The sequence below is a fragment of the Pseudomonas alkylphenolica genome, from assembly GCF_004025535.1.
Lineage (GTDB): Bacteria > Pseudomonadota > Gammaproteobacteria > Pseudomonadales > Pseudomonadaceae > Aquipseudomonas > Aquipseudomonas alkylphenolica_A.
On the sequence record NZ_QJRG01000047.1, the window covers coordinates 517,490 to 543,341 of the forward strand.

Annotated in this window: 22 protein-coding genes, 1 tRNA gene and 5 pseudogenes; 9 read left to right on the top strand and 19 right to left on the bottom strand. The window is 55.2% G+C overall.

Going from position 1 to position 25,852, the window contains the following annotated elements; all coding sequences use genetic code 11:
• Positions 1–11: 11 nt before the first annotated feature.
• The 7 genes from DM813_RS17655 to DM813_RS17685 form a co-directional block, all read right to left on the bottom strand.
• Positions 12–1,007 (bottom strand): glycosyl transferase family protein, encoded by a 996-nt coding sequence (locus DM813_RS17655; RefSeq protein WP_128324668.1) that lies wholly within the window; start codon positions 1,005–1,007, stop codon positions 12–14.
• Entirely contained in the window at positions 1,004–1,339 is a 336-nt protein-coding gene (locus DM813_RS17660) for a TusE/DsrC/DsvC family sulfur relay protein (RefSeq protein WP_128324669.1), read from the bottom strand. The genes DM813_RS17655 and DM813_RS17660 overlap by 4 nt, the downstream gene beginning before the upstream one ends.
• Positions 1,336–1,635 (bottom strand): sulfurtransferase complex subunit TusB, encoded by a 300-nt coding sequence (gene tusB / locus DM813_RS17665; RefSeq protein ID WP_128324671.1) that lies wholly within the window; start codon positions 1,633–1,635, stop codon positions 1,336–1,338. Before tusB ends, DM813_RS17660 begins: the two co-directional genes overlap by 4 nt.
• Positions 1,635–1,994: a sulfurtransferase complex subunit TusC gene (tusC, locus tag DM813_RS17670; protein ID WP_128324672.1), complete on the bottom strand. Its 360-nt coding sequence runs from the start codon at positions 1,992–1,994 to the stop codon at positions 1,635–1,637. The genes tusB and tusC overlap by 1 nt, the downstream gene beginning before the upstream one ends.
• 1 nt (position 1,995) lies before the next feature.
• Positions 1,996–2,388, bottom strand: a complete 393-nt coding sequence (tusD, locus tag DM813_RS17675) for a sulfurtransferase complex subunit TusD (protein WP_128324673.1) — start codon at positions 2,386–2,388, stop codon at positions 1,996–1,998.
• Between the two features lie 139 nt (positions 2,389–2,527).
• Entirely contained in the window at positions 2,528–3,904 is a 1,377-nt protein-coding gene (locus DM813_RS17680; protein WP_128324674.1) for a nucleobase:cation symporter-2 family protein, read from the bottom strand.
• A 258-nt stretch (positions 3,905–4,162) separates the two neighbouring features.
• Positions 4,163–4,834, bottom strand: coding sequence for a Bax inhibitor-1/YccA family protein (locus tag DM813_RS17685; protein ID WP_107025601.1), 672 nt, complete (start codon positions 4,832–4,834; stop codon positions 4,163–4,165).
• Between the two features lie 121 nt (positions 4,835–4,955).
• Between DM813_RS17685 and DM813_RS17690 the strand changes: the two genes are divergently transcribed.
• Positions 4,956–5,043, top strand: a tRNA-Ser gene (locus tag DM813_RS17690).
• Between the two features lie 111 nt (positions 5,044–5,154).
• Here the strand turns inward: DM813_RS17690 and DM813_RS17695 are convergent.
• Both DM813_RS17695 and DM813_RS17700 read right to left on the bottom strand, forming a co-directional pair.
• Positions 5,155–6,216 (bottom strand): annotated as a pseudogene (locus DM813_RS17695) (tyrosine-type recombinase/integrase).
• A 1-nt stretch (position 6,217) separates the two neighbouring features.
• Positions 6,218–6,459, bottom strand: a pseudogene (locus tag DM813_RS17700) (DUF4224 domain-containing protein).
• A gap of 462 nt (positions 6,460–6,921) precedes the next feature.
• Between DM813_RS17700 and DM813_RS17705 the strand changes: the two are divergent.
• The gene (locus DM813_RS17705; RefSeq protein WP_128324676.1) at positions 6,922–7,215 is read left to right on the top strand and encodes a hypothetical protein; all 294 of its coding nucleotides are present in this window, start codon (positions 6,922–6,924) and stop codon (positions 7,213–7,215) included.
• Positions 7,216–7,390: 175 nt separating this feature from the next.
• Here the strand turns inward: DM813_RS17705 and DM813_RS17710 are convergent, their stop codons facing one another.
• Positions 7,391–7,711, bottom strand: coding sequence for a hypothetical protein (locus DM813_RS17710; RefSeq protein ID WP_241653189.1), 321 nt, complete (start codon positions 7,709–7,711; stop codon positions 7,391–7,393).
• Positions 7,712–7,785: 74 nt separating this feature from the next.
• Positions 7,786–8,352: a hypothetical protein gene (locus tag DM813_RS17715; RefSeq protein WP_206617398.1), complete on the bottom strand. Its 567-nt coding sequence runs from the start codon at positions 8,350–8,352 to the stop codon at positions 7,786–7,788.
• Positions 8,353–8,575: 223 nt separating this feature from the next.
• Here DM813_RS17715 and DM813_RS17720 point away from each other — a divergent pair, with 223 nt between their 5' ends.
• Entirely contained in the window at positions 8,576–9,610 is a 1,035-nt protein-coding gene (locus tag DM813_RS17720; protein ID WP_128324679.1) for a hypothetical protein, read from the top strand.
• 87 nt (positions 9,611–9,697) lie between these two features.
• Here the strand turns inward: DM813_RS17720 and DM813_RS17725 are convergent.
• Positions 9,698–9,856 (bottom strand): annotated as a pseudogene (locus DM813_RS17725) (DNA cytosine methyltransferase); the annotation flags it as partial.
• Between the two features lie 319 nt (positions 9,857–10,175).
• Between DM813_RS17725 and DM813_RS17730 the strand changes: the two are divergent.
• Positions 10,176–10,436, top strand: coding sequence for a hypothetical protein (locus DM813_RS17730; RefSeq protein ID WP_128324680.1), 261 nt, complete (start codon positions 10,176–10,178; stop codon positions 10,434–10,436).
• A 30-nt stretch (positions 10,437–10,466) separates the two neighbouring features.
• Here the strand turns inward: DM813_RS17730 and DM813_RS17735 are convergent, their stop codons facing one another.
• Positions 10,467–11,063 carry a hypothetical protein gene (locus DM813_RS17735; protein WP_128324681.1) on the bottom strand — a complete coding sequence of 199 codons (597 nt, stop codon included), beginning with the start codon at positions 11,061–11,063 and terminating at the stop codon, positions 10,467–10,469.
• Between the two features lie 103 nt (positions 11,064–11,166).
• Here DM813_RS17735 and DM813_RS17740 point away from each other — a divergent pair, with 103 nt between their 5' ends.
• Positions 11,167–11,544 (top strand): hypothetical protein, encoded by a 378-nt coding sequence (locus DM813_RS17740; RefSeq protein WP_128324682.1) that lies wholly within the window; start codon positions 11,167–11,169, stop codon positions 11,542–11,544.
• A gap of 111 nt (positions 11,545–11,655) precedes the next feature.
• Here the strand turns inward: DM813_RS17740 and DM813_RS17745 are convergent, their stop codons facing one another.
• The 6 genes and pseudogenes from DM813_RS17745 to DM813_RS28675 form a co-directional block, all read right to left on the bottom strand.
• Positions 11,656–12,096 carry a single-stranded DNA-binding protein gene (locus tag DM813_RS17745; protein ID WP_128324683.1) on the bottom strand — a complete coding sequence of 147 codons (441 nt, stop codon included), beginning with the start codon at positions 12,094–12,096 and terminating at the stop codon, positions 11,656–11,658.
• A gap of 13 nt (positions 12,097–12,109) precedes the next feature.
• Positions 12,110–12,727: a lambda exonuclease family protein gene (locus DM813_RS17750; protein ID WP_128324684.1), complete on the bottom strand. Its 618-nt coding sequence runs from the start codon at positions 12,725–12,727 to the stop codon at positions 12,110–12,112.
• A complete protein-coding gene (locus DM813_RS28660; protein WP_241653190.1) occupies positions 12,711–12,902 on the bottom strand; it encodes a hypothetical protein in 192 nt (63 codons plus the stop codon). The genes DM813_RS17750 and DM813_RS28660 overlap by 17 nt, the downstream gene beginning before the upstream one ends.
• Entirely contained in the window at positions 12,903–13,199 is a 297-nt protein-coding gene (locus DM813_RS28665; RefSeq protein WP_347233029.1) for an ERF family protein, read from the bottom strand.
• Positions 13,200–13,205: 6 nt separating this feature from the next.
• Positions 13,206–13,484: a hypothetical protein gene (locus DM813_RS28670; protein ID WP_241653192.1), complete on the bottom strand. Its 279-nt coding sequence runs from the start codon at positions 13,482–13,484 to the stop codon at positions 13,206–13,208.
• 7 nt (positions 13,485–13,491) lie between these two features.
• Positions 13,492–13,716, bottom strand: a pseudogene (locus tag DM813_RS28675) (hypothetical protein); the annotation flags it as partial.
• 62 nt (positions 13,717–13,778) lie between these two features.
• Here DM813_RS28675 and DM813_RS17765 point away from each other — a divergent pair.
• The 4 genes and pseudogenes from DM813_RS17765 to DM813_RS17780 all read left to right on the top strand — a co-directional run bounded on the left by DM813_RS17765 (position 13,779) and on the right by DM813_RS17780 (position 25,812).
• Positions 13,779–14,216, top strand: a pseudogene (locus tag DM813_RS17765) (5'-nucleotidase).
• A gap of 31 nt (positions 14,217–14,247) precedes the next feature.
• Complete coding sequence (locus DM813_RS17770; protein WP_128324685.1) at positions 14,248–16,044, top strand: GmrSD restriction endonuclease domain-containing protein; 1,797 nt, start codon at positions 14,248–14,250, stop codon at positions 16,042–16,044.
• Positions 16,045–16,148: 104 nt separating this feature from the next.
• Positions 16,149–19,484: an STY4851/ECs_5259 family protein gene (locus DM813_RS17775; RefSeq protein WP_128324686.1), complete on the top strand. Its 3,336-nt coding sequence runs from the start codon at positions 16,149–16,151 to the stop codon at positions 19,482–19,484.
• Positions 19,477–25,812 (top strand): DEAD/DEAH box helicase, encoded by a 6,336-nt coding sequence (locus tag DM813_RS17780; protein ID WP_128324687.1) that lies wholly within the window; start codon positions 19,477–19,479, stop codon positions 25,810–25,812. Before DM813_RS17775 ends, DM813_RS17780 begins: the two co-directional genes overlap by 8 nt.
• Positions 25,813–25,852: the final 40 nt, after the last annotated feature.

Sequence of the window (25,852 nt, forward strand, 5' to 3'; positions counted from 1 at the left end):
GATGCATTGCCTTAACGCGTGCGGCTATCCCAGTAGGCTTGCGCCTGAGCAAAGGCGTCATCGCGAGCCTGACCCAGGCCACGCAAGGCCAGGGCCATGGTCGCCACCACAGCGAGTTCGCCGTAGCTGTCGCGTGCTTCGCCGCGCCACACCGTCAACAGGTGCTCGGGCTCAAGGCTTGCCGGTTTGACATGGCGCTGAGCGGCCAGGGCCGGCCATTCTTCGTCCCAGTCGATGCCGTGCGCGGTGCCGTACAGATGGCTGCTGGTGTCCGGGTTGATCTCGATCTCGCCACCGTCGCCCTTGACCACAATGGCGGTGTCGCCGAGCAGGCGGCTGGCTTCGCGGTGCACGGCCTGGTAGCCCGGGTGGAAAATGCTTTGCAGGCCGCAGCGGGCGCCCAGCGGGTTGAGTACACGGGCCAGCGAGTGGATCGGTGAGCGCAGGCCCAAGGTGTTGCGCAGGTCGATCATCCGCTGCAGGCGCGGTGCCCAGTCCTGCAAAGGAATAAAGGCCAGTTGCTGGCTGTCGAGGGCCTCGGCAACCGCGTTCCAGTCGCGACACAGCGGGATCTGCAGCAGATCGAGCACCTGCTCGGTGTACAGGCGCCCGGCGGTGTGCGCACCGCCGCCGTGCAGCAGGATGCGCACGCCGTTGGCAGCCAGGCATTTGGCCGCCAGCAGGTACCAGGGCAGGTGACGCTTCTTGCCGGCATAGGTCGGCCAGTCGATGTCCACCGCAATCGACGGCGCGTCCAGGCGCTGGCGCAGCGCCTCGGTGAAGCCGGCGAGTTCCTCCGGGCTTTCTTCCTTGTGCCGCAGCAGCATCAGGAAGGCGCCCAGCTGGGTTTCCTCGACCTTGCCGTCGAGCAGCATGCCCATGGCCTCACGGGCCTCTTCACGGCTCAGGCCGCGGGCGCCGCGCTTGCCCTTGCCAAGGATGCGTACGAACTGGGCAAAGGGGTGTTCGGCCGGGGTTTCGGTGACTAGCGGGCGAGGATCGGTCATATGCAATTGGTCGGCTTCGGCAGGCCCGCAAGCTTTGCGGCGAGTTTGGCGGGAGTGCCTTTGAACAGGCGGTTGAGGTGCATGCTGTTGCCTTTTTCCGGGCCCAGCTTGAGCGCGGTGTATTTGATCAGCGGGCGGGTGGCCGGCGACAGCTCGAACTCCTGGTAGAACGCGCGCAGCAGCGTCAGCACTTCCCAGTGTTCTGGGGTCAGCTCCAGCTCTTCGTGGGCGGCCAGGGCAGCGGCAACCTCGTCAGACCAGTCGCTGAGCTCAACCAGGTAGCCATCCTTGTCCAGAGCGATGCTGCGCTCGCCTACGGTCAGCGTATTCATAGCCAGCTGTTGACCTTGTCGTAGTTCAGCGACAGCGCGACAAAGCCCGGGTAGTCGATGGCTCGGGTGGTCTCGCCAGCGCTGATGGCGCGGGCATTCAGGTCCTCTTCAAGGGCGAACAGGCGGCCCTGCAGGTTGCTCGCCTGCAGGCTGGCCAGCGGCGCGCTACCGGGCTGCAGGGCATACACCGCATCGCCGCAGAGCAACAGGCCATCGTCGCTGCCCAGCAGGCGCAGGCAGCTGCTCAGGCGATTGTCGCCGAACGGCGAGTGGGAAATTACGTGCAAGGTGCTCATCAGAGGGTAATCACCTGGTCAAAACGGTCGATCAACGCGGCCAGGGCGGTGTCATCCAGTGCTTGAACCGGCAGGCTCAGGGTCGCTGCGCTCAGGCCGCGTTCCTGCAGGCTGCTGCTGGCGACAAACAGCTCTTCGACGCCGAACATCGGCAAGGCCTGCAGGTTGGCGGCGAGGTTCTTTTGCTGCAGCTGGGCCGGTTGCTGGTCGGGCGCAAGCTGGAACACGCCGTCATCGAGAAAGAGCATGCCCAGCGGCAGGTCAAAGGCGCCACCGGCCAGGGCAATGTCCAGCGCCTCACGGGCGGACGGCCCGGCCCAGGGGGCCTGACGGCTGATAATCAGCAAGGACTTGGCCATCTCAGTCGCCTCCAAAGCACATCAAGCGGTCGGCGCTTTGTGCGCCCTCGTGCAGCTGACCCAGGCCAGACAGCTCCCACGGCGCCGGCAGGTTGACCGCCGGGCGCTGATAGCGTTGCGCTTCTTCGGCGTTGAGCACGCCACGGCGCAGGGCGGCGGCAATGCACACCACCGCATCGAGCTGATGCTCCGTGATGAAGGATCGCCATTGGCCGGCTACATCCAGCTCATCCTGTGGTGCAACCACGTTGGCCGAGGCGCTGTGCACGCCGTCCTGATAGAAAAACAGCCGGACAATTTCGTGTCCGCCGGCCAGCGCGGCCTGGGCAAACAGCAGGGCGCGGCGCGAGGAGGGCGCGTGGGCTGGAGAAAAAACCGCGATGGCGAACTTCATGGAAGGCTCATTCAGCAAAACTGCGCCAATAATAAAGCAAAAAGCCCGCAGCAACATGCCACGGGCTCTAGAACCAACCGCTCCCTATCTGTAGGAGCTGGCGTAGCCTGCGATTGGGCCGCAACTCGGCCCCAGCACCTCAAGCCTTCTCTTTAGGCTCCGGCAAGAACCAGTTCAGCACCAGGGCACAAATGCCCCCGGTCGCCACACCCGATTCCAGCACATTGCGCAGCGCCGACGGCATATGCGCGAGGAACTCCGGCACCTGCGCAACGCCCAGCCCCAGGGCCAGCGACACCGCGATGATCAGCAGCGCACGACGGTCCAGGCTGATGCTGGCAAGAATATTGATCCCCGAAGCAGCCACTGCACCGAACATCACCATCGCCGCGCCGCCGAGCACTGGCTCAGGCACCGCCTGAATCACCCCGGCAACGCTTGGGAACAGGCCGAGAATCACCAGCATCGCGGCAATCCACACACCGATATGACGGCTGGCGATACCGGTCAGCTGAATCACGCCGTTGTTCTGGGCAAAGATCGAGCTGGGGAACGTGTTGAACACCCCGGCCAGCAGCGAGTTGGCGCCGTTCACCAGTACGCCGCCCTTGATGCGCTGCATCCACAGCGGGCCTTCGACCGGCTGGCGCGACACCTTGCTGGTAGCGGTAACGTCACCGATGGCTTCCAGCGAAGTCACCAGATAGATCACCAGCATCGGAATGAACAGTGCCCAGGAGAAGCCCAGGCCGAAATGCAGCGGCATCGGCACCTGGAACAGCTCGGCTTCGTGCATGCCGGTGAAGTCCAGACGGCCCAGGTAACCGGCCAGTGCGTAACCCACAGCCAGGGCAATGACGATGGCGCAGCTGCGCATCCACACCACCGGAATACGGTTGAGCACCACGATAATGGCCAGCACCACGCCCGACAGCAGCAGGTTTTCGCCGTTGGCGAAGGTGCCGTTGCTCATGGCGCCGAAGCCACCGCCCATGCTGATCAGGCCGACCTTGATCAAGGTCAGGCCGATCATTAGCACCACGATACCGGTCACCAGGGGAGTAATCAGGCGCTTAACAAACGGCAAAATCCGCGAAATACCCATTTCAACGAACGAGCCGGCGATCACCACGCCGAAAATCGCCGCCATCACCGCTTCAACCGGCGTGCCTTGCTTGACCATCAGCGCGCCACCGGCGATCAACGGTCCGACAAAGTTGAAACTGGTGCCCTGAACAATCAGCAACCCGGCGCCGAACGGCCCGAAGCGGCGGCACTGAACAAAGGTCGCGATCCCGGAAATCACCAGCGACATCGACACGATCAGGTTGGTATCCCGCGGCGACACCCCCAGTGCCTGGCAGATCAACAGGCCTGGCGTCACGATCGGCACGATGATCGCCAGCAGATGCTGCAGTGCGGCCAGCATCGCGATCAGCGGCCGTGGCCGGTCTTCAAGGCCAAGAACCAGCTCATTGGCCTGCGCGGGTGCGCCAGGTTGCTCGATTGAACTCATGGGAGTGCTGCCCCGGAAGAAAAAAGGAGCGCATTCTACGGGGCATTGGCCATTAGGGGTAGCCATAGATATCACCCCTACACCGTCCCCTGTAGGAGCGGATTTATCCGCGAAGGCCGCAAGCGCGACGCAGAAACGGGCCTGCTACGCAGTCCAACGCGGCGATCCGGCATCCCGATAAGCGCGCGCACGAGCCAATCGTCCTTCATAAAAAAAGCCCGCCGAAGCGGGCTTTCCTACAATCAACCAACCCTGTGATCAGTCATCCCGACCCATCAGGCCGAACAGCTGCAGCAGGCTGACGAACAGGTTGTAGATCGATACATACAGGCTGATGGTCGCCATGATGTAGTTACGCTCGCCACCGTGAATGATCGCGCTGGTCTGGAACAGGATGCACACCGACGAGAACAGCACGAAGCCGGCGCTGATTGCCAGTTGCAGGCCGCTGATCTGGAAGAACAGGCTGGCCAGCACCGCGCCCATCAGCACGAAGAAACCGGCGGTGATGAAGCCACCGAGGAAGCTCATGTCCTTGCGGGTGATCAGCACATAGGCCGACAGGCCGCCGAACACCAGTGCGGTCATGGCGAAGGCCGAGCTGACCACTTCAGCGCCACCGGCCATGCCCAGGTAACGGTTAAGGATAGGGCCGAGGATAAAGCCCATGAAACCGGTTAGGGCGAATGTAGACACCAGGCCCCAGGCCGAATCACGCAGCTTGTTGGTGAGGAAGAACAGGCCATAGAAGCCGATCAGCACCACAAAGATGTTCGGGTAGCCCACACGCATCTGCTGCGCGATGAAAGCCATGACGCCACTGAAGGCGAGGGTGATGGCCAGCAGCCCGTACGTATTGCGCAGGACCCGGCTGACCTCCTGTTGCTCGACCTGCTGGCCGTGATTGACGGCGTAATCCTGTTCGCGCATGGCGACACTCCTGTGGGTTTGTAACGTTCAGATGCAAAGATCATAACAGAGCCACGCAAACCAGCTACACAGAGAGTTTGACAGCTTGTTTCATTTCGGTATTATGGCGCCCGCAATACGAGGAAGCGTGGCCGAGTGGTTTAAGGCAACGGTCTTGAAAACCGTCGATGGGCAACTATCCTAGAGTTCGAATCTCTACGCTTCCGCCATCTTCAAAGCCCTGATTATTCAGGGCTTTTTGCGTTTCTGGGCCATGGAAAAACTACCCATGGGAACACCCTTGGGAATGGCTTATTTTGTCAGCGCTGGCAAAACTTCGGCTACTTGGTGGGTTTCGCCAGGGCTCCTACGCGCCGGTAAACCCGTTCAGTGATGTCGCTTTTAGTGTGTCCAAGCAGCAGGCTTACGTGTTCCACATCAGTGATTTCCGATGCAGCTTTGGGGCGTATGTCGCGGAACTGGAACTGACTGATGCGGCCGGCCAGGGCCGGGTCGCCAGAGGCTGTCGCTTCCTTCACCGCCTCCTCCCGAGCATCATCCCAGCGGCGCCGAAGCATCGACGCGGTCACCCGCTGGCCACCGTCCGTCAAGATCAGGTACGGTGACGAGTGCGCTTCGTTTCTCTTCAGGATCTCTTTGATGAGGACGCCAAGGCCGCTTTCCGCTCCGTCCACTTCAAGCATGATCCGCAGTTTTTTGTGGGTCTTCTTCTGCGTCACACCGAGAGCGTTGTCCTCGATGTCGTCCTTCCTCATCACCAGTACGTCCGCAGGACGCTAGCCCGTCAGATACGCCAAATCCATGGCCACCCTCAGTTCATCCACCGCTTTGGCGTACACGGCTTTCCAGACCGAATCATTTGCATAAAAGTCGCGTGGCTTCTCCTTGTTCTTCCGTACACCCTGGCACGGGTTTTCCTTGGTAGATAGGCCCCACTCGCGCGCCATGTTGTAGATGTGAGATAGGAGAGCGATTTCCCTGTTCGCCCGGACAGGGGCCGAGCGCGCATCTCTGTACTGAGCGACAAGTGACGGCGTGATGGCGTCTATGGGGGCGCCGTCGAAGAACGGCCGAAGCTGTCGAAGCTCCGCCAGGTTGTCCTTTTGCGTGCGTGGCGCCTTCTTGGGGATGATGTCTCGTTCATATCGATCGAAGACTGACTTTATTTGGAGGAGATCGCGCGGCTTCTCCTTGGCTTCCAGCTCGGCCCACTTCAGCCTGGCCAGGTTCAGATCAGTGCCGAGAGGGATTAGCTTGCCTGATTTGTCCAGGTAGATATAACTAATCCACTCCTTTTTCGGGTTCTTCTTACTTTTACTACTGCGTATGCGCCGGTACATCCCCGGCGGCAAGTCCCTGTTTTCGTAATTCCGGGGGCGCATATCACCTAACCTTAGAAATATCAGGCGTCCATGCCGGTACCGGCAGAGGCGGGGGAGTTACAGACATCACTTGAATAGTGATACCCAGTTTCATACGGGCGTACTTCCGACCAACCATGGTCGCCCACCGCGGCTTTCGACAAAGTGCCATTGACGTTCTTCAAGCCAGCTGCGCTGGTAGCCCCTGGCCTTGTAGCCGGTCAGTTCGGCCAGTTCTTTCTCCGAGAGAATTTCGGTTTCCATGGGATAGGCTCCACGCCACGCATGGCGGCAGAGGTGGGGAGGGAGTTCTTTCCGGTAATCACGTTCGCGTTAGCGTCTAGATTGACGTTCTTGCTCTACGTCGTCTGGCAGCTCCTGTTGGCAAGCTGCAGCAAAATTACGGGTGGTTGACTGGTAGATCTAACGGTGTTCACTGCATCGCAGTGCTACCATAACGTTGGCGAATTGCTTGGGGGCGTGACTTGGCTACTGCAATAGATATGAGCAACTCCACCGACTGTCACGTATTTGATGTCTGTGTCGCTGGGTTCGACGTGGCTATAAATGTGACCGGCTCAACTGGGGCTAAAGTCAATAATGTTAATGTTGAGGGGGCAGTAGCTGTTAAAGGGGCGCGCGCTACAAATCTACGTATTTCAAACATTACCCATACGTTTGTTCCAACGTATTCGTTACTGGCGTTTGCCATATGGAGGGTAGTTAATGGCTATGTTTGAATTGGAAGACTCCGACGATGTTAAGATTGTAAAATGTAGAACTGATTCGGCCGCCTTAATTAAAGGTAAAGGACTAAATGGGCTTGAGGTTGAAGAGTGTGAGGCTGATTACAATTCGGTAGATAAAGATCAGAAAAGTCAGAAGGTTGAAAATTCTGAACTACCCCCTGCTCCAAAGAATGGGCCTCGCGCCATAGGTCGCAGCACTTTTAATTGGATAATGGCGATCATAGGGGGAGTAGTTGTGGCAGGCATTGCCAGGTGGCTGGGGTTTAGTTGAGTCGGTATTTCTCTATGGCACTCTGTGCATTTAGACTCCTCTCAGGAGCCAAGCCCCGGCGGGCGGGCCGTGATTTTGAGGGTGTGGCAGGTGGCGACAGCTCGGTGCGGTGCGGCACGTCGATGACGTTCTTGGTGGCCCTGGCACCGACAGCCTGCAGGAGGCAGAGGGCGGGTCATGGCTTGTACTCGACTGCAGGTGTGATCTTGCGGGCGTAGTCCAAAAGGTCCCGCGACCAGTTCTGGCCAGAGCCATCATCGAAGGCGAACAGCATGCCTCCCAGGGCCTTCCGAAGGTCCATCAGCTCAGTCATGATTGCTGCGATCACCGCAGGGTCAGCAAGTGTCACGTATCGCTCATCAGTTCGGAGCAGGTCGGCGTCTTCGACCATTCCTTTCCAGTCGTGAGAGCGGATCACGTCATCGGCAGCGGCTTTGGCGGCGACGTGTAGGGCATCCAGGTCGGTTGAGTCGAGGGCAATCTTTTCAACAGGCACGATTGTTCCTTGGCCGCCATATAGCGGCTATTCAATAGAGGGGAGAGGAGCGGAGTACAAATGTACTCCTTTGGTCATTCGGAAGCTTTGCTGCCGGTCAGCACGCTGCAAACTGCGTCGTACAGGTCGCAAGGGTCATCGCGGAGGAACATGGCTTTCATCCGCTCCAGCAGCTCATTTTGGCGAGCAACCTGGCCGCGCAGCTGTTCGACTTCCGGGTCACGCGCAGCAAACGCCTTGGCTCCTTGGTCGGCCATATCGCCGGCGCTGAATCCGTCGGCTGCCGGAGGGTGGAGATAGACTTCAGCGCTGCCGTCTTCTTCGCACAGGTCGTTGGCATCTGGCAGCGCGAATAGCACCATGCCTGGAAATTCCATTTCAGAGATCCCGCCCTCAAGCAGCCATTCAAGGCGCAGGCCTTCATCATCGTCTTCACGGGTTACCGCCACTGCTTGAATCAACACAGGCTTACCCTGGTGCTGGGCGGTTGGCTGGGAGAACAGGGCATCGATGTCCTTGAGCGAATCCTGTGCATCCTTGCAGTAGGCCGGATCGAACCCTCCGCGTAACCAGATCACCTTCTGACAGGCGTCCAAGTCACGATGGATCTTTTTCAGCTTGCTGGCCGGCACGCTGACCATCTGTTCGGTGTTGCTGGATCGGTTTTCTGTGGGCATGGGGATACCTCGCCGCCATATCGCGGCAATGAATAGAGGGAAAGAGGGGTTACAGCAGAAAGAGTACAGATGTACTCATCAAGCTCAGTAGACAAACAGGTCATAACGAGGTTGTTATTTTCAGGGGTGATACAAAAATTTAATTGATTAAAGTAAGCTATGCGGCTATCAAAATATAGGGGCTGTCATGAATCAAAATAAAGCGCTACGGAAATATGCTGAGAGTTTGATTCTTCGCAATCCTGATTTGAATGTTGTTTCGGATAATGACAGCTATCCTTGGTTTGTTCGTGAGTTTCAACGACATTTGCAAGCAAGCGAGGGTAGAAAGGAACTTTTGCTACCTAATCTTCAGGATCGCAATGAAACTATTGCGATTTTTAGTGATTATGGTGGGGAGCATTCGGCAAGTAAATATAACACTTACAGTTTTTTGATTGTTGCTTATAGTCAATTGCAGAGATTTCAAGACAAGATGCTGGAGCTTAGGCGGCAGTTTGGCTTGGATTCGCCATTTAAAGAAATTGCATATAAGAGACTTGATCATGGCCCTACAAGAAGGATTCTTGAGCCGTATTTGGTGATGGCGCAAAACTTGATAAATGGATTGGTTTTAACGGTGGTGGTTGAAAAAGATATAGAGTCATTATTTGTTGAAGGAAAGCTGAGCCACTCGCAGGTAATGAGTGACGCGCTGGCCCAGATAGGGATGTCCTATTTGAAACCTGCTGTTGCGGAAAAGCTTTTTCGAGTCATCCATTATCTATCCTTCCTTGTCACGCTGCTTTCAAAAGAAGATCAGAAAGTATTTTGGATGACTGATCATGACTCGATTGCAGCAAATCCAGAGCGATTCGCTGATGCCTTATCGTACTTTTGTCGGGTGCTTGGACATTATTCGGATAAGAGGTATGCCTTGGTCGGAGGGGCCGTTCCTTTTGAAGAAAAGGATAGTAGCTTTCTCGATTTGCTTAGTATTCCCGACCTGGTGGGTGGGGCTATTGAAAACTATTTTACGTCTAAGTCACGATCGCTAGATGACCAATTCCTCGTAAAGTCGGGTTCGGATGTTATTTTGAAATGGCTCGTGCATCAAGGTGTTGGTTTGAAGAAGCATACTATGATGATCTGCAGGGATGATGTTGGCGTAAGGGCTTCAACTTTAAAGTTTGATCTTATGGAGCCATTGACAGATGCCAAATTTATTCCTGTATATGTGTGATTTTTACGAGTTGTTAACCGTGACGGGTGCCTCCCCACTATCTGGCCGTAGAGTAGATGCGCGGGGTAGCTAACGGAGGTAGGTACCCAGGTCCTGGAATACATGCTCAGCATGAGGATGGTTGGCTGAATACCATTTCACGGCTTCAGGCCAGTGGTTTGCCGCCCAGAGAACCTGGACGCCTGCGGCGCGTGCGCCTGTGCTCCATCCGCCGAGGTCGGCGAACAGGTCGATTGCTGTGGTCATGAGTGATCCTTCGTGGTCGATGTTGGCGAGTAGATCCGCTCGCGATTTATAGGTGTGCGTTACGCATCTCCAAGAGGGAAATTCCCCAAGACCAATGGAGATGCCGATAGTAAGACTGACTAACTGGCTGGAACTGATCGCCGCGATCACCGAGTTGATCAACCAACTACTCCAGCTCTACCAACTCCTTAGCTAACAAGGAGGGCGGAAGACGAAGGTGGCAATGGGCTCTCTGCGAAGTGTGAGGGCCCATTCCTCGCCGGGGTGGCGTGATTCGTTGAAGTGGGGTATTCCTGGCGCGCAAATGAAGGAGCGCGATATGAATTTGGTGATGCTTGCTGATTACGGGTCGGTCGCTTTTGGTGCCATCTCGGCGTTCTGCTGGCTGGCCGCTGCGATTGTGAAGGTCGACCCACCGGAAAACCTGAGGGGGAAACCGGACGGCGACTACTGGGACGGAATAGTCGTAAATGGAGCTGATCTCATTAAGACATTGCGAGCTCAAGCTCGATGGAATAGTGCTGCTGCAATTGCTGCGGCGATAGGTGCCATCCTTCTTATCGTTTCGAAAACGGCATGAGGGAAGGCGCTGGCGGGCAGCGCCGGAGGGTCAGGCAGTGACTCGCTCGCCGATCACCTTGGTACTGTAGGTGACCTCGTAGTTCAGGGTCAGCTCGAAGCCGCCGCCGCATACGTCGCACTCCATCTCCTGGTCCTTGTGGTCTTCCGACTCCAGGTGGGTGGTGGTTGCACAGTGGGGGCACTTGCACTCGTCCTGATACTCGAAGTCCGAGCCGTCGAATTCTGCTTCGGCAAACTTGGCCAGGGCCTCAGCCTTGGCGGCGGCGTCGATGCGGTCTTGGCAAGGCTTACAGGTAAAGCCTTCGGAGTGCCCCCAGGGCGTCTCGGTAAGCTTCGAACCATGGGTTCCGCAGTGGTGACAGGCGTTGTGCTTGTCGCAGACGATGTAGCTCCACTTTCCCGTTGTGCCGTTGCACTTGTTGCAGCCCGAAACCCAGTACCAGGCGCCGTCGATACGCTCGGCGTACAGGCCCTTTTCCGGCGGTTCAAGTTTCACTTCCGGAAGGCCGTTTCGGTGCGGCCGGTCGTGATTCTTGCCGTTCCAGATGTTGGTGTGGCCGGAGCGGGTGCGTTCGATCCATTCGCCAGGTATCTCAGCGATGAGGATCTTGGTGTGCTTGTCCATGGCTTTCTCCGTGCATGCGCCGCCCTCCGTTGCCGGATGCGGCATGGTGGCAATTTGGCTTTAGATCAGCTATTGATATTGGTTTTGCTAAGGATGAAGCGAATTGTCGGAAGAGTTAAACCTCGATATTTATGAGCGTCCGTTACGCAGGGCTAGGCTTGGCTTCTTAATTTGTGGGTGCCTGGCTGTCATCACCCCTATCGCCGCTATTGCCATATGTTTTTGGTACGGCACACCAGTCTCTTGGATTTCTCGATCAGGAGCAGTAAGCACTGGTTTTGCTTTCTTGGCTCTTTTTGCTACGCAGGTGATGAGCGATGTCTTCCAGCCAAACGGATACGTAGGTCAAACCTTTGGAGATTTGCTAGAAAGGTATGGAAATCAAATCAGTTTGTTCAAGAAGTTAGCGGTGCTACTAGGGCTGGTCGCGACAGGTATATGGGGCTTCGGAGATCTGATGCCTATTGGCCTGGAGGTCTGAAACCTTAATTGCCGGAACTGATTCTTAGGCTCTCTCGGACCCTGAAGTTTTCAAGCTTCCGCGCCACGACCGGTGACACCGTGATTTCGTGGCGCGGCGGTTCAAGCAGCGTTAGCGCGCCGCCCGGGCCCAGCCCATGCACGTTTGGTTCTGTTGTGGGGCCGGCCGCTGCTGCTGGGAACGTTGTTGCTGTCGTGGCTGTTGAGTTTGCTGGTTGCCTTGCGACTGCTGTGGCGGGCTGCCGGCAAACTTGATGATGATCACGCGGCCAGTGAGTTTCACGCCCTGCGAGTTGTCGCCCCTGGTGTAGGTTTCGACGTGGGCGTCGTCGATGGTGAAGTGCACTTGCTGGCCCTTGACCAGGTACTGGGCCATGGCCTCAGCCTGCTTGCCCCAGAGCGTGGCATCGACCCACTGGGTTGGGCGCTTGCCGTCCTGGCCTTTGCGGCCGTATTCGCAAGCAATTGCGAGGTTGCAGACTGCGTCGCCGTTGGGAGTGTAGCGAAGTTCAGCGTCGCGGCCAATGCGGCCGATATCGGTAAGAGTAGGCATCGTGATTCCTTGGTTAAGTGGCCAGGCCGAGCACCTTGTTCATGCGCTCGTCGAGGATTTCGTAGACGGTCTTCACCCGTTCGGTGAGCTTTCGGATCATGGCTTCGTCGCGGTAAACCCGCTTGACGAAAAGAGGCATGCCGGGCCAGTAGCTGATGAAGTCCAGCCACTCGCGCTCCGAAACCCACAGGCCACCCTGGCACTGGGCGACGTGCTCTTTCGGAACATCCCCGGCCAAGATCACGCCGACCTGAAACTTGGGCAGCTTGGTCTTGATCTCGGTGAGGCCGTCGTCGCCGACCAGTGCGTCGGGCGAGTAGCCGATGCCGTGGTTCAGGATGATCCCGACTGAACGAGTCTTGAGGCTTTCACGGTCCTCATAGAGCCCGCGTGCGACACCCTCAAGCTCATGGCCACGGATGGTTGCCTTGGTCTGGAATGGAATCTCAGCAGCCTCTTCGGTGATGCGTTCACCGATTAACAGATCGATGTAGGTGAAGGCGGCCACGCCGAAACCCGCTTCACCTTTGCCGCTGACCAGCAGGCAATCCAGCTCCGAGCAGGTGATGATGCCCAGGCGCAGGGCCAGCCACTCAGGCGTGCCTTGCTCGATGTCAGTGATGATCTGCATTGGAAGTCTCCTGGCCTGCGGCAGAGTTTTGGGTGGCTGACTTGGTGAGCATGCCGAGCACCTGGTCGAATGCGGCTTTCACAACAGCCGATGGGGTGCCGTGAATGCTGGCGAATGCGGCCTTTGCCTTCTCGCTGCAGCGCTCCAGCAGCATGGCCAGCTGGGTGGCCTGCACTTAGGTCACCCGAGGTGTTACGACTGCACCGTTGCCGTCGTCATCCTCGCCGGTGGTGGTGAAGTTGAGCAGGGCGCCGGCGGTGTACCGCTTGCCGTAGCTCACGCTGGAGGCCACGGCCTGGACACCGTTCTTGCTGCCGGAGGTATCGGCCGGCAGGACCAGGGAGGTGGTTTCTCGGTACCCGGTGCGGTGGCTCAGCACGCCCTCCACTTCAATGCCTCGCTCGTTGCGTGGCGTGCGAAAGGAGAGGGCGAATCCGTGGCGGGCGAGCACCGGCTTGATCATCTCGTTGATGTCCTCTCAGAGCGCATAGGTGCTCTGGATGCGGCCGTTCTTGTCCTTGATGCCGCCACGCTCACCAATTACCGGCAGCTCTTCTTGCATGGCGGCCAGGGCCTCGTCGAACTGCTGCTTGGTCTGCAGCGCCTGGATGTTTTGGTGCGTGACCATCAAGCGTTCCATCTTGTCGATGTCTGCGTTGGGTGTCAGGGCGACCTGCTGGATGATCTGCAGGATAGTCACCGACTCGGCGGCGATCACCGGCGCATTGGTCTGTTCGACCCGGGCTACTTGGCTCATGGCGACCTCAGTAGGAAATGGAAACGTTGGGGATCTTGCGCTGCACGATCATGGTGACCGCATGTTTGGCGCAGGCCTCAGGCATGCCGCCGGCGATGAAGGCTTTCAGCGCTGCGCGGTTGATGCTCCGGCGATGGGCCTCGTCGCGCTCGCGCTCTTGCTGCTGGCGGAGTATCTCGGCTGCAGCGACGTCCGCCCGGCGGCGTTCATCAATGCGAGCCTGTTCAGCCGCCAGCTAATGCCCCGCAAATCTCAGCGGGCCAGGTACGCATTGCCTTTGACGGTGACGCCGTACTGTTCTCCGACGCCAGCGAGCTGGTCTATAAAACGCAGGGCCTGGATGCCTTTCAGGCTCGGGAAGATGCGTTGTAACATACGCCTATGGAAGAGGGCCCCTATGCCAGCCTGCTGATAAAGCTTGCCAAGTTACAGGAGCGTCTGCCCACCGGCGGAAAGGATTCACCGATCAGAATTGCTATCGTTACCGCACGGAATTCTCCGTCGGAAATGCGAGTAATCAATACCTTGCGTGCTTGGGGCGTGTACGTTGACGAAGCTTTCTTTCTCGGCGGCGTCGGCAAACCCAAAGTGCTCACGGCTTTCAATCCGCATATCTTCTTCGATGACCAGGATGTGCACTTGGAAGCAGCAGCCAATCTGGTACCCTCAGGCAAAGTGCCATATCTCACCAGGTGCGACTCGGTAGGTCTGCTACCTGTTCCGGCTGAGTAGATTCACCGTTTATACATGCAAAGGAATGCCAATGTCAGCGCAGAAATACTCCGTTAATCAGCACCTGATCGAAACTCTGCTGAGCTGGGTCAAGTCTGGCGAGATTGCCATTCCGGAAATCCAACGCCCTTTCGTGTGGGATGCCACTAAGGTGCGTGACCTGATGGACAGTCTGTACCAGGGCTTCCCAGTCGGTTACATCATCGCGTGGCGCAATCCCACGGTTAAGCTGAAAGACGGCTCGTTGGCCGAAGGCAAGAAGGTGCTGATCGACGGCCAGCAACGCGTTACGGCATTGACAGCGGCCGTAGCCGGCCAGCAGGTGATCAACCAGGATTATCAACAGATACGGATTCGAATTGCCTTCCACCCCATCGAGCAGCGCTTCGAGGTCAGCAACCCAGCTATTGAGAAAGATAAGGCTTGGTTCGCTGATATCGCGCCCATCGTCAGCGGCGAACTGAAGTCACACAAAGCCGCCAAGGATTATCTGGCCGCAAACCCTGAGTTAAATGAGGACCTGGTATACGAGCGCTTGGACAGGCTATGCGATATCACCAAGAAGCAGATCGGCCTGATTGAGCTAGCGGCAGATCTGGACATCGAGACTGTGACCGAGATCTTCATCCGCATCAACTCAAAAGGAGTTGTTCTCAGTCAGGCGGACTTCGTGATGTCGAAGATCGCCGCCAACGAAGAGTTCGACGGTAACACCCTGCGCAAGGCCATCGACTATTTCTGCCACCTCTCCATCGCACCTGAGTTCTACGCCCATATCGAAAACAACGATAAGGCCTTCGTCCAGACTGACTACTTCAAAGCTATGCGTTGGCTGAAGGGCGAAATCGATGATCTGTACGATCCTAGCTACTCTGACATGCTACGTGTGGCCTTCACTACCAAATTCAATCGAGGTCGCCTATCGGATCTGGTCGGGCTGCTCTCGGGCCGTAACTTCGAAACCCGAAGCTACGAGAAGGAAATCGAAGAGGAATCTTTCAAGACCCTGAGCGAAGGGGTCAAGGAGTTCATTAACGAAACGCACTTCAAGCGCTTCTTGATGATAATCCGATCGGCCGGATTCGTGGACAGCTCCATGATCGGTTCGGTCAACGCGCTGAACTTCGCCTACGTCTTATACCTCAAGCTTAAACGCGACTTGGGCAACAACCCCAATATCGAAAGTTGGGTTCGCCGCTGGTTTGTGATGTCGCTGTTGACTGGGCGTTACTCGGGCTCGCCAGAGTCGCGTTTCGACAAGGACATTAAGGCAATTCATGAACGGCAGTTCGTGGATGTGCTGGGCGAGATCGAGGCTGCTGAGCTTTCCGACGCCTTCTGGGACTTCGGCCTGCCGCAGGCGTTGACTACATCTTCCGTTAACGCCCCGGCCATCAAGGTGTTCTGGGCTGCGCAGGCCAATCGAGGTGAGAAGGGCTTCCTGTCTAAAGACATCACCGTGCGGGACATGCTCACGCATCATGGTGATATCCACCACATCTTTCCGAAGAGCTTTTTGAAGCAGCAGGGCCTCCTCCGAAGCAAGTACAACCAAGTGGCCAATTACGTGTACGTACAACAGGAAGTAAATATCAAGATTGGCCACACTGCTCCAGCGACCTACATGGCCGACGTATTTGCTCAATGTGAAAGCGGCGTGGCGCGCTATGGCGCTATTACACGCCTGGATGATCTCAAAACTAACCTGGCCGTCAACTGCCTCCCGGAGAATCTTGCGGCCTATCAGTCCGAGCAATTTGAAGCCTTCCTGGTTGAACGCCGTCGGCTAATGGCCCAGAAAATTAAGCAATATTACTGGGGGTTGTGAGAGCCGACGGCAGGGTATCGCGTCCTGTCCGCCTGTACAGGGGTAAGGCAAGCGGCAAGTTTCAAAGCTTTTGTTAGGTCATGGCTCAATCAAGGAAGTAGCTAATGCCTCAATCGGTATTCAAATTCTCTAGCTGGCTCGGCACATTTCTTCTGCGCCGAGGTATTCAGGCCCCTGACTATCGTGGCTTGTACGCATATCACTGCAGTCATGAAGAGTACCTGGACCTGTTGCATCAGCTCAGGGAGTTAGAGACCTTCGACCAGGCAGTAAATGACACAGCTGCCAGCGCCTGCTTGGTTCTCTTTTGTTCAGAATGGTACCGTCGTGAATATCAGCGCGATCATGGCTGGAGCTGGGAGCCGATATGGAAGACGCTGGGGTTTAGTCTATCGCCGGGCGATCTCGGCAAAGCGATTCCAAAAGGGCTGGAGCATTACTGGAAGCGCCCGATGCACTTCTACGAATCTGAGCGTAGGAATTTTCTTGGCTCATTGTTCAGTGAAGGCGGGCTTCCCTTTCAAGTATTACGTGAAGGTGGGAGCCGTTTTCAGACGCTATTTGATCGGGTCCTCAAGCAATATGACCAGTGGCATATTCTGGGCTACAGCACTGCACAGCAAGTAGAGCAGCAGCTGGAAAAAGCGAACTTACCCCAAGTATTTACCTCGCAGACTTCAGTGGAACTGATTGCGCATATGGCCGATCAGCTGGTGTCCTTGGTGCGTGATTATGGCCTGGTGCAGGCGAACGAGCCAATTGCTCGTTTGGATGCCATGAACCCCAAATGGCGAGAGCTGTTTCCGTTACCGCTTGATAACCAAACTGGCAGTGAGTTGCTTAACGGGTTGCTGAAAACTGCCACGGTCGAGGGTGGAAAGCGTCGCAAAGGATCTGGCGGTTGGGCCTGTCGACACTTTTGGCACGAAGCAGAACCCAATGTGCTAAAGGTGCAGGTATCGCTGCCGGCAGAGGTGGTTTTTCAACTAGCAACGCAGCCCTCTACTACGCGCTTCGAGCTTACGATTTTGGAAGGCGGTGAGGCTATCGCTAACCTTGGCCCCGGTTACGCTGTTGTAGACAACGGTATCGCCCAGATCAAGTTGAGGCAGCGTGAGGTAATAGGGCGCCGTAGTGACTACTCTCTGTCACTGAGGTTGGTGGCTATGGCGGGGGGCGTGGCTATCGCTTCATTACCCATTGAGAACAGCACCGTAGCGCTAGGCGAGGTTCCTGTGGGCTTTGAACCGGTGAATGACCGCTGGCAGCTATGTGGTCAGGCTTCATTCAATACCCTAAGTGAAGAACTATTGCTCGTGCTGCCGCCCGACAGCGCATTGGTCCAGGTAGACGACACGGGCGATGTCCGCACCACCGAGATACCTTCGGTACTTGCTCTGCGTGCATTCAAAGTACAGGGTAAAGCGGAGCTCAAAGTTGATTGCGAAGGGCTCTACAGAATTCGGACAGGGCAAACAGCCGGTACGGGCCTCGGACTGGAGCTGGCGGGTAGCCAGTTAGGTTGGGTCACAAATCCCGCACTTACTTTTTTAGGTCTGCCCAGAGTGCAATGGCTTGGCGCTTCAGACGAGCTGAAAAAACAAGGTGGTGACCTGTACGTTGGAGGCAAGCAGCCAGGCAGCGGAGTTCTGCAGGAAATGCTGGGCGCCCAAAATGTGGCCGTTCGTAACCGCGGTGGCGACATCTTGTTGCGTCGCAAAATCGGTATCTTGCCAGCTGACTTCCGTCTTGAACTGCGTAGTGGTGAAAGACCAGGGCAGGGCAAAATTCTGGTGCATACCCAGCAGCGTTGCCTGCTGAAGGTTATAGCCGACGGTGTTCAAACTCAGCAGATCAAGCGGGAGGATCATATTGAGTTAAAGCTCTCTACAGAGGGTTTGCCGCCGATAACGCTGTGTCTCTCAGTCACGCCAAGCCTGTTGTCGGATCCGATTGAAGTTGAGTTACCGTTCCCCAACTCTGGCTGCCTGGCCATTGATCATAGTGGCAAGCAGCTCAAGCGTGATATCAGTATTAATGATCTGTTGGGCGCACGTATTTATTTGTTTGCCCGTCAAGGCGCACCAACCAAGTTCGGGCTTGAATTGACCCTAAAGGGGCATGCCGCCAAGAATGCTTCTTACAATTGGTCCTATACGGCTACTGGAAAGCCAATTGAAATCAGCCTGTTTAACATTAGTGAGCAGATTATTGATTTGCTTTCTTTGCAGTCTGGCATCGATCAGGTAGTGGAATTACGAGTGTTTGGTAACGGTCAAAACGCCAATTTTCGAATTCGCAAGTACGCAACGGAGATGTTGCTGGATAGTGATCGTCGGGTGCTGCACGCCTCCAATCTTCAGGATGGTGGTACCGTCTTGCCTGAGCCGATTTTGATGTTGCTGCATGAACCGATGCGCGGTGCCGTTCAACTCAGTTCACGTACTAGCGAAGGCGTCCCCACCGGTGAGTTTGAGCTGCCGGCATTAGTTGAAAAAAATGGCCCTTGGCTTGTGCTGCCCAAGCAAGGATCAGCTGTTTCATTCAGACCTCTGTTTATTGTCGGTGGATGGGAACCGATACCGCAAAGTGATGACGCTCAGAGTTTGCAGAAAGCGGTACTGACCTTTGACCATGCTTCTCCTGTCAGCTCATTTGTGCCTGTTCTGGATTCCATGGCAGTGAATCCTATGCACAGCGGATGGCAGTTCCTGAGAGCCCTATACGAAGACTACGGTTATCTGCCTTTAGCCACGTTTGAGGTCTGGAGGGCGCTTGTGGGCCATACCCGTGCGTTGTCGATGGCGCTTTTTAAATTTGAGATGGACCCAAAATTTCTGAACCGAATTGAGGCCGAATTTCCAATTTTCTGGGAGTTTATTCCTGTTACTGAAATTCAACTAGCCGCCAAGCGGTTCGGCGCTTTTCTTAAGGTCAAGGGTGTTGCTGATGAAGCCATCTCAGCGCTGATTGGCAGAATGTTCAGCAGGTTAGGTAAGGCCTTCCCAACCTACGGAGAGAGTGTACAGCACTACCTCTCTGGTAAACCTTTAGGGCCTGAACACCACATGCCTCTCGAGATATTCAGGACTGTTGTTCACAGCTGGTATCTCCAACTAATGCGAGATCGTAGTGAAGCTACATGGCCTGAATATGCTGGCAAGAGGTTGGAGCTCTGGCACAACAAGAAGAGTGATTCGGTAATTTCTTTCCGGTTGGAAATGGATTACCGCAATGCGGTGGTCTACCTTCCTGTTTTCGCTGCTGCTGTTGCCAGCGGTAAAGCACAGTTTTCAGATGTTTTTGAGAACAGTGTCGAGGCGATATTTTTCCTTCGACAAGTTCGCGATTTCGATTCGAGTTGGTTCAGCAGCATCTACCAATACTGTCTGTTGAACAACGTCATGGGCATGCATAAGGCAGTACCAGTCAATGGATAAGTATTTCTCTGCGCTTGTCGATCAAGCACTGTCTCGCACCACAGAATCAACCTTGAGTGTTTTGAGCATTACGGATCCGGGCTTGCGTGAGCACCTTGGAGGGCTCATGCGCGCCGAGTGTGGCAAGGAGGGCTCATTCCTGGCGCCGCCCTTATTTGAGCAGACCTTCGGCTGGGAGGAGTCGCCTTTTACAATGGCGCAGTTGGCGGCTCAGGAGCAGCTACTTAGCAAAGAGATCGTGGCGTCGCTTGATGGTAAAGCCAACGGGCGCTACCGCTTTGGGTCGAGCTGGAGGCCTTTCACGCACCAATTGGCCAGTTGGCGTTCCCTGCTAGATAAGAAGCATTCAGTAGTGGTCACCAGCGGTACTGGCTCGGGTAAGACAGAGTGCTTTATGGTTCCGGTGCTAGATGACCTCTACCGGGAGTACCGCGATGCCGGCAGTAAGCCGCTGGTGGGTGTGCGAGCACTCTTTCTCTATCCGCTTAACGCTCTGATCAACTCGCAGCGTGAGCGTCTGAATGCCTGGACACAGAGCTTTGGTTCCGGCATTCGCTACTGCTTATATAACGGCAATACTGAAGAGTTACAGGCCAAAAAGCGCACAGAACAAAGGGAGCGGCCAAACGAAATTCTGTCGCGTGAGCTGATGCGCGAGCAGCCGGCCCCGATTCTGGTTACCAACGGCACCATGCTTGAATACATGATGGTGCGTCAGGTCGATGCACCTATAGTGCGCAAATCGAGAGAGCAGAAGTCGCTCCGCTGGATTGTCCTAGATGAAGCTCACACCTATGTAGGCTCGCAGGCTGCTGAGCTGGCACTGCAGTTACGACGCGTAATGACATCATTCGGCGTCACACCTAAGGATGTCCGCTTTGTTGCGACCTCTGCAACTATTGCCGGCGATGATGCTGCTGAGCAACTGAAACAGTTTCTCTCTGATCTGTCAGGGGTTCCGGTCACTCAGATTGATGTCTGGGGTGGTAAGCGTGTCATTCCTGAGCTTGCATCGTGCCAGCAGCAGCCGGTCACTTTACAGACGCTTGAGTTGATGTCACCTGTAAACCAAGACGATCCGGAAATTCACCCCGACCGTTATGAAGCGCTTGTGCATTCGCCTATAGCTCACGAATTGAGAAACGTTCTGGTGAACGCTCCTAAACCGTTGAAGCTGACCGAGATGGCCAGTCATATGAGTCGAGATCAGGGGCGGTCGTTAACGCAGGACGAGATTTTGCGATGGTTGGATCTGTGCTCTGGCACTCGCCCCAATGAGTCTGAGCCTGCGTTCTTGAAACTGCGTGCCCACTTCTTCCAGCGTACTACCCACGGTCTTTGGGCTTGCTTCGATAAGCACTGTTCAGCCAAAAATGGTACGCCGTTGAAGGAGAAGTGGCCCTTTGGTTATGTGTATGTGAACCAGCGACAAGCGTGCTCGTGTGGCAGCCCTGTTTTCGAGTTGGTCTTCTGCAATGACTGCAATGAGCCCCATCTACTGGCGCGTGATCATGGCGGAAAGCTAATCCAGTGGGAGAGTTCAGCGGGGGATGAGTTTTCGCTCCAGGCTGAGACATCTGTTGAGGACGATGCAGATAGTCCTGATGGGAAACTGCTAGCTAGGACTCCTTTAGTGCTCGGTACTGTGGACGGTGACGGTCCGTCGTATATCCCTGTCGAGTTCGATAAGTATGCAGGGTCTTTTATGGATGTCTCCGGCGAGCGTGTGCCGCTGCGCATAAACGACCTCGATGTGGTTTGTAGCCGCAAGGACTGTAGCTACAGCGGATATCAAGGTGCTTTTCCGTTTCGTCGTGCTATGTTGGGTGGCCCCTTCTATGTAGCGAACGCTGTACCAACGGTTCTTGAGTATTGCCAAGACTATCAAGATGATGAGCAAAAATCGGAATTTGGCCCGCAGTCTTTGCCAGGGCGAGGACGGAGACTAATTACCTTTACAGATAGCCGTCAAGGTACGGCGCGTATGGCAGTGCGCATGCAGCAAGAGGCCGAGCGCAGTAGGTTGCGTGGGCTCGTTGTAGAGATTTTGAACTGGCATCAGAAAAGCCAAGGCAATGCTCAGGTACTATCAAGTAGTGTTGACCCAGAGGTTCTGCAGCAACTAATTGCTAAAGCGCAGGAAGATGTGGCGCTTTACCGCAGCCTAGGTATCAAGGAGGAGATCAGGGTCGCTGAGGACAAGGTCGCACGCTTTACGGCGCTGCTTGCTGCGGCTAGTGGGGTTAAGGTTAGGCCGGCGCTAGTGTCCTTAGCTTGGTCAGAGCTTGTAAATGAGCTCAAAAAACGGGCCGATCTACAAGAGAAAGGCCCTATGCTGCTTGCGAACAAGTATCAGAAGCCAGAGATATTTAAAGAAACGGATGGACCACAAAAGCTGGCTGAGATGCTGCTTTTTCGTGAGTTTATGCGTAGGCCTAAGCGTCAAAACAGTTTAGAAACTCAAGGGCTGGTGAAGGTCAGTTATCTTGGGTTGGAAAAGATTCAAGAAGCCCCAGCCTATTGGGAGCTGAAGGGCCTGACGCTGGACGATTGGCGTGACTTCTTGAAGGTCGCGCTGGATTTTTATGTGCGCGAAAGCAGCTTTATCCAGATGACTGAGGAGTGGAAGGACTGGATTGGTAGCCGTTTTTCTTCCAAAACCTTACGCAACCCCGAGTCTAAAGAAGCTGACGAAAATCGAGTAAAACGCTGGCCGCAGATTCGTAATGGCAACCACTCACACCGCCTGACTAAGCTGCTGCTGTTGGGCGCAGGTTTGACTCCCTCAAGCTCATCTGATGTTGACTTGGTCAACGCTTGGTTACGAGCCGCCTGGCAGCAATTAACAAGGCCTGGCGCGGCATTGAAATCTGATGAGAATCGGTACTATTTACCCAGGGAACACATGCTTTTTTTGTTGGTTGATCAGGCGCTCGTTTGTCCAATTACCAACAAGCTGCTGGATACGACCTTCAAAGGATTTACGCCTTACCTACCAGCGCATTTGGATTTCTCCAAGCTTACCGATGAGAAACGTAAGAGTTTTATGTGTGAGCCGGTAGAGCTACCTAGTGTTTGGGAATTTGATCGCTCACAAGAAGACTATGCTCCGGGCCTTGCGAAAATCAGAGCTCAGGTCGCGGCAGATGTTCACATCACCGACTTGCGTGCGCGTAATCTTTGGACAGATATCAATGACAGATCGGTTGAAGGCGGCTTCTATTACCGCACTGCTGAGCATTCGGCGCAGCAGTCTTCCGAGCGCCTTGGCTCATATGAAGATATGTTCAAAAAGGGCCAGATCAACGTCCTGAATTGCTCCACTACCATGGAGATGGGTGTCGATATTGGCGGTATCTCCGCCGTGGTGATGAACAACGTGCCGCCACATCCGGCCAACTATCTTCAGCGTGCTGGCCGAGCAGGCCGCAGCAAAGAGTCCCGAGCACTGGCTTATACACTTTGCAAAAACAATCCTCATGACCAGCAGGTCTTTGCCAACCCTAGCTGGCCATTTGAAACAAAAATACCTGCACCGGCTGTAGCGCTGAACTCTGCTCGGCTTGTACAGCGGCATGTGAATTCGTTGGTGCTGTCTGATTTCCTCTGCAATGTCGTTGGCCCAACTCAAACTGAGAAAACCAGTCTTAACGCGCAGTGGTTCTATGACGATACGAATGGTAGCTCGCAGTGTGACCGCTTTTTTGAACGTTTGGGGCTCGCTGTTTGCGACGTCGATGAGGCGCTGTCGCTATTGGTAAAGGGAACCGCCCTGGCAGGTATCACGCCTGATCAGCTGCGCAGGCGCTCAATGGATCAGTTGAAGGCGTTACAAGGCCGCTGGTTGGGGAGTTACCGCTATCTGCTGTCAGAAGAGCAGCAGGCAAAGCCTAACAGCCCTTACCTAAAGCGCATTCAGGTCGAGAAAGCCCGTCACTGCAATGAGTACCTGTTGCGTGATCTATCTGCTCGCACTTTCTTACCGGGCTATGGATTTCCTACTGATGTAGTCAACTTCGATAATTTCACGATTGAGGACTATATCCGCGAGGGGGGAACTGAGAGGAAGGTAAAGCACGACCGTGAGGATAATGTGTCCCGGTATAAGGGGCTTCCTTCTCGCAACCTGGCGATTGCCATTCGGGAGTATGCGCCGGGAGCCGAGATTGTTTTGGATGGACGAGTCTTCAGATCAGCTGGTGTTTCGTTGCATTGGCACAATCTCAACGCGGATACCAAAGAAGCTCAGAAGATGGACATCGCGTGGCGTTGTGACGTTTGCGGCGAGCTCGGCTATGAAGAGGGCTTGGTCAAAAGTGATGAGCTGACGTGCACCAACAATGAATGCCTCGCCATCATTAAGTCGGCAAATATCCGCAAGGTGCTGCAGCCATCTGGTTTTGTTACTGATGCCTATCAGTCAGCCTCGAACGATATTCAGCATCAAAAATTTGTACCTGTTGAAACTGCATGGGTCTTTGTGAGGGCGGCCAAAACCCCATTACCAAATCCGGCGGTAGGAGCAATGGCCTATGGCACGGAAGGCCAGGTTTTTCATCACAGCTCCGGCGAGAACGGTGCTGGTTTTGCACTATGCATGAGTTGTGGTCGTGCGGTATCAATGCTGTCAGCAGACGAGTTCCCGCCAGGCCTCTCCCCATCCGGCGAACACTTTCCACCCCGGCCTAGCAAAGCCGATAAAGACCAGAACAATAAAAGGCTGCCTTGCCAAGGCAGCGGCAGTATTGTGCCCAATGTCAGCTTGGGTGTTACCTCCTTTACTGACGTGTTCGAGTTGACGCTGCATCATCCAGTAAGTGGGGAGTACATCGCAGATAACGACCAAGGGCGTTGTATCGCCATGACCTTGGCTGTGGCCATGCGTTCAGCGCTTGCCGAGATACTAGGGATTTCGGCCTCTGAACTTGGTTACGCAACACGACCAAGCAAGCTGGAAAACGGCCAGCCCATCAGGATTTTGCAGCTTTATGACGTGATCAGTGGTGGTGCAGGCTTCGCTTCAAGTGCTCCCCTGCATGTCGAAAATCTGTTGAGCAAGATGGTTAAAACTCTGCAATGTGCTCATTGTGAGAGCGGTTGCAGTGAATGCCTATTGGACTCTCAGACGCGACATGATCATGACAAACTTGATCGAAAACAGGCCAAGGACTGGTTGGGCGATGACTTCGTCCACTACGTCGGCCTTTCCTTGGAAGACAAGCTGTCCTTGCCAGATGGGAAATATGCGCCTGGCAGTATCGAAAGCGTTTTGCGTCGTTTGATCAATGAAGGCGTAGAGAAAGTTACGCTGGTAGCTGCAGGAGATCCGAGTGAATGGGATCTACTTGCCCCGCAATTCCGTAAGGCAATCCAGCGCTATTTGAATATTGATGAAGTGGCCGTCGAGCTTCTTGTGCCAGATGACATCACCGATGAAGATCTTTTGCAGGATCTGCAGCGCCTTTCGCTCCTTGGTGTAAGCGTCGGCTGCTATTCGTCTGATTGCGAAAAGCATGTCGTCGCACAGGCAAGCAGGGCGGGCGAGATAATTACGCTCGCCTCGCGCTCTGAGCTGGCAGCTGTTCCAGGTCGTTGGTGGCATCAGAGTGATTCACTGGTGGTGACTTCCCGGTCTCAACCTGCACTCTGTTGGCGTGCACTTGACCTTGCAAGTGCAGGGAGCAAGCCAGCCGACAGTAGCGTGATAATAGACTTGCCAATTCACCAGGAACTCAACGGCCCGTTGCTGACGTTTGGCGATCGCTTCTGGTCGCTTCTCGCAGAAAACGCGCAAATTGCGGATGTACTGAAAACTGCAAATATTTGCAGAATCAGGTACTCGGATCGATATATCCAAAACCCATCCGCGATCACGATTTTGGGTACATTGTTCAGTTTTCTAAAAGGGCGTATTGCTGCCGATGCTGACGTTCGGGTTTCTACGCTGTTCAAGCCTGGAAAGCTGCAAGGCCGCAAGGCTTTTGATGATTGGTCCAGAAAGGACGACTTTGAGTTTTTCGTCAGCAAATGGTTGTCAGCTATGGCCAGCCATACCGTGCATCTCGCTGTTGAGACCTCAAATCGTGACATCCCCCATCGTCGCCGACTTGATTTGGAATTTGAGGATGGCAGAAGCCTGAAAGTCAGGTTCGATCAAGGAATTGCGTACTGGCAGGTTCGTTTTCGCTCTCATGCAGACATGTGGTTTGACTTTGATCTTGAGGCCCGGGATCAGGTGATGCACATGGCTAAAGTGGTTGAAACAGCTCAGGTGCAGAATTCAGAGCAGAAATGGTCGACGGATGTGCTCGTGGAACTCAACGACTAACTCATATTGTTCTGGCCTCCGGCGGTTGCTCCAATGACGA